4 protein-coding genes and 1 pseudogene are annotated in these 3,709 nt (G+C 60.5%); all 5 read right to left on the bottom strand.

Annotated features, from left to right (window positions below):
- Positions 1–769: cbb3-type cytochrome c oxidase subunit I (locus M1B34_RS33405; RefSeq protein ID WP_268267403.1), on the bottom strand; the 769-nt coding region annotated here is incomplete at its 3' end.
- A 491-nt stretch (positions 770–1,260) separates the two neighbouring features.
- Positions 1,261–2,207: pseudogene (ccoP, locus tag M1B34_RS33400) on the bottom strand (cytochrome-c oxidase, cbb3-type subunit III).
- Complete coding sequence (locus M1B34_RS33395) at positions 2,204–2,428, bottom strand: cbb3-type cytochrome oxidase subunit 3 (protein ID WP_268267402.1); 225 nt, start codon at positions 2,426–2,428, stop codon at positions 2,204–2,206. The pseudogene ccoP and the gene M1B34_RS33395 overlap by 4 nt, the downstream one beginning before the upstream one ends.
- A 3-nt stretch (positions 2,429–2,431) precedes the next feature.
- Entirely contained in the window at positions 2,432–3,040 is a 609-nt protein-coding gene (gene ccoO, locus M1B34_RS33390; RefSeq protein WP_123330637.1) for a cytochrome-c oxidase, cbb3-type subunit II, read from the bottom strand.
- Positions 3,041–3,050: 10 nt separating this feature from the next.
- Positions 3,051–3,709 (bottom strand): cbb3-type cytochrome c oxidase subunit I (locus tag M1B34_RS33385; RefSeq protein WP_268267401.1); only part of this gene is annotated, 659 nt, incomplete at its 5' end.

The following is a 3,709-nucleotide window of genomic DNA, read 5'->3' as shown; positions in this document are numbered from 1 at the left end:
GGCCGGCCCAGATGTACAGGGTAATCAATGCCCAGAAGTGCACGATGGACAGGCGATAGGAGTAGATCGGACGTTCGGCCTGTTTCGGCACGAAGTAATACATCATCCCCAGGAAGCCGGTGGTCAGGAAGAAGCCCACGGCGTTGTGGCCGTACCACCACTGGATCATGGCGTCGGTGGCACCGGCGTACGCCGAGTAAGACTTGAAGAAGCTGACCGGCAGGGAAGCGTGGTTGACGATGTGCAGCATCGCCGTGACCACGATAAAGGCGCCGTAGAACCAGTTGCCCACATAGATGTGCTTGGTCTTGCGCTTGACGATGGTGCCGAAGAACACCAAGCCGTAGGTGACCCAGACAATGGCCAGCAAAATGGCCAGGGGCCATTCCAGCTCTGCGTATTCCTTGGTGGTGGTGTAACCCAGCGGCAAGGTGACGATTGCGCCGACGATCACCGCTTGCCAACCCCAGAAGGTGAAGGCAGCGAGGCTGTCGGAAATCAGTCGCGTCTGGCAGGTTCGCTGCACGACATAGTAGGAAGTGGCGAACAATGCACAACCACCGAAGGCGAAAATCACCAGGTTGGTGTGCAGTGGGCGAAGGCGTCCGAACGTCGTCCAGGGAAGATCGAAGTTCAGTTCAGGCCACACAAGTTGTGAGGCAATGAAGACGCCAAGCCCCATGCCAAGGATCCCCCAGACCACCGTCATGATGGCGAACTGGCGGACTACCTTATAGTTATAAGCAGTCGGACTGATTGCTGTGCTCATTCTAAGGTTCCACGGTTTTGATGTTTTATTAGGATTAAAATTCGGCCGCAAGTATGGAGAAAGCAGGGGGTCATTGCAACGCGCCATGACCTGGGTCAATGCTTTACAGCGCTTATTCTGCGGCCTTTCCATGTGCCGAGTAGGGACAAAAATGCCCTGTCAGAAAATGTCACAGCGGACGATAAAAACGAGGGTCCAGGTTAGTTGTAACCGGGTGTGTGGAAGAAGGCCGAATAGCTGACAGGCGGTAAGTCTCACGACAGCCGGTAGATACCAGCCTTTGCGGTCTGTCATCGAACCTGAGCTTCGAACTTAACGGCTACCGTTGGCCTGTGACCGGCCGTTGCCAGTCCACTTCGGGGTGAGCTTAGACCCGAATCCGATGAGTGGAAAGGCGTACCTTGGAAGGGGTGCGACACTTGGTCGCAAAGAGGCGGGGGGCGTTTCAAGCGGCAAGCTGCAAGTGAAAACTCACAGCTTGCCGTTGATTTTTACGGCTGGTTTTCAGCTTGAGGCGGGTTATTGCTGGTGTGGGAGAGGCTGTACACGTAAGCCGCCAGCAGTTGCACTTTGTCGTTGCCGAGCAGTTCGTTCTGCGCTGGCATATGGCCCTGGCGACCATGGCGAATGGTCTGCTGCAACTGCGCCAGGCCTGTGCCGTAGATGAAACCGGCGGGCTGGGTCAGGTCCGGTGCGCCCATGAGCGCGGTGCCTTTGCCGTTGGCGCCGTGGCAAGCCACGCAGGTGGTGCTGAAAGCCAGTTGGCCGGCTTGCAGGTCGGCGTTGCTGTCTTCAGGCAGGGGCAGGCCGGCAACTCATGACGCACATACGCCGCGACGTTCTTCACGCCGTCTTCCTTGAGCACTTCGCCCCAGGCGGGCATCGCCGCCATGCGCCCACCGAGGATGGTGGTCTTGATGGTTTCGGCATCGCCACCCCAGCGCCAGATGTTGTCGGCCAGGTTAGGGAAGCCGAATGCGCCCTTGGCATCCGAGCCGTGGCACACCGAGCAGTTGGAGGCGAACAGGCGACCGCCCATTTTCAGCGCTTGTGGGTCCTTGGCCACTTCCTCCAAGGGCATGGCGGCAAATTTGGCGAAGATCGGGCCGAACTTGGTGTCGGCCTTGGCCATTTCCTTTTCCCATTCCTTGGTCTGGGTCCAGCCGTCCTCATAGCCCGGCAGGATGCCTTTCCAGTTGCCCAGGCCGGGGTAGAGGATCAGGTAGCCCACGGCGAACACCAGGGTGCCGGCGAACAGCATGAACCACCACTGTGGCAGCGGGTTGTCGTACTCCTCGATGCCGTCGAAGGCGTGGCCCATGGTCTGGTCGACACTGCCCTTGGTTTCGCCCTTGCGGGTCCCGATCAACAGCCAGGTCAGGCCGATCAGGCTGCCAATGGTCAGTACGCAGATCCATGCACTCCAGAAGGTAGTCATGGCCGAATGCTCCTTGTCACAGGCTCTTGGGATTGAGCGTCATCAGGTGGGTTGTCGGCGGCGTCCGGCAAGGGATCGTCGGCGAACGGCAGCAGGCGTGCCTGGGCGAACTCGGGGTTGCGCTTGGCGTTGAAGACCCAGATCGACAGGCCGACAAAGGCGATCATCACCACCAGGGTGCCGAGGCCGCGGATCATTCCGCTATCGAGTGCAAAAGCCATGGCTCACCTCTTGCTCTTGATGGCAGTGCCAAGCACTTGCAGGTAGGCCACTAGAGCGTCCATTTCTGTCTTGCCCTTGAGGGAGGCCGTGGCGCCGGCGATGTCGTCGTCGGTGTAAGGCACGCCCAGGGTGCGCATGGTGCGCAGCTTGGTTTCGGTGTGGCTGCTGTCCACGGCCTGGGTGACCAGCCAGGGATAGGCCGGCATCTTCGACTCGGGCACCACGTTGCGCGGGTTGTACAAGTGCGCGCGATGCCAGTCATCGGAGTAGCGCGCGCCGACCCGGGCCAGGTCCGGACCGGTACGCTTGGAGCCCCAGAGGAACGGGTGATCCCAGACGCTTTCACCGGCCACCGAGTAGTGGCCATAACGCTCGGTTTCAGCACGGAACGGACGGATCATCTGTGAGTGACAGCCGACACAGCCTTCGCGGATGTAGATGTCGCGGCCTTCCAGTTGCAGCGCGGTGTAGGGCTTCATGCCTTCCACCGGCTTGTTGGTGACGTCCTGGAAGAACAGCGGGACGATTTGGGTCAGGCCGCCGATGCTGACGGCGAAGACCATCAGCAGCATCAACAGGCCGACGTTTTTCTCGATTACTTCGTGTTTCATGGCGGACTCCTCAGGCCATCTGCGCCGCGGCGGCGACTTCGGCAGGCTGGGCTGCACGTACGGTGCGCCAGGTGTTGTAGGCCATCAGCAACATGCCGCTGAGGAAGATGGCCCCGCCTACCAGCCGCACGATGAAGCCAGGGTGGCTGGCCACCAGGGTTTCGACGAAGGAGTAGGTCAAGGTGCCGTCTTCGTTGACTGCGCGCCACATCAGGCCCTGGGCGATGCCGTTGACCCACATCGAGGCGATGTAGAGCACGGTGCCGATGGTGGCGAGCCAGAAGTGCGCGTTGATCAGGCCAATGCTGTGCATCTGCTCGCGACCGAAGACTTTCGGGATCATGTGGTACAGGGCGCCGATGGAGATCATCGCAACCCAGCCCAGGGCCCCGGCGTGTACGTGGCCGATGGTCCAGTCGGTGTAGTGGGATAGGGCGTTGACGGTCTTGATTGCCATCATCGGACCTTCGAAGGTCGACATGCCGTAGAACGCCAGGGACACCACCAGGAAGCGCAGGATCGGGTCGCTGCGCAACTTATGCCAGGCGCCCGAGAGGGTCATCATGCCGTTGATCATGCCGCCCCAGCTTGGCGCCAGGAGGATCAGCGACATCACCATGCCCAGCGACTGCGCCCAGTCCGGCAGCGCGGTGTAGTGCAGGTGGTGCG

Source organism: Pseudomonas morbosilactucae (assembly GCF_023241715.1).
Classification (GTDB): Bacteria; Pseudomonadota; Gammaproteobacteria; order Pseudomonadales; family Pseudomonadaceae; genus Aquipseudomonas; species Aquipseudomonas morbosilactucae.
Note: the sequence above shows the minus strand (reverse complement) of the source record. Positions and strands in the feature narration are given on the sequence as shown.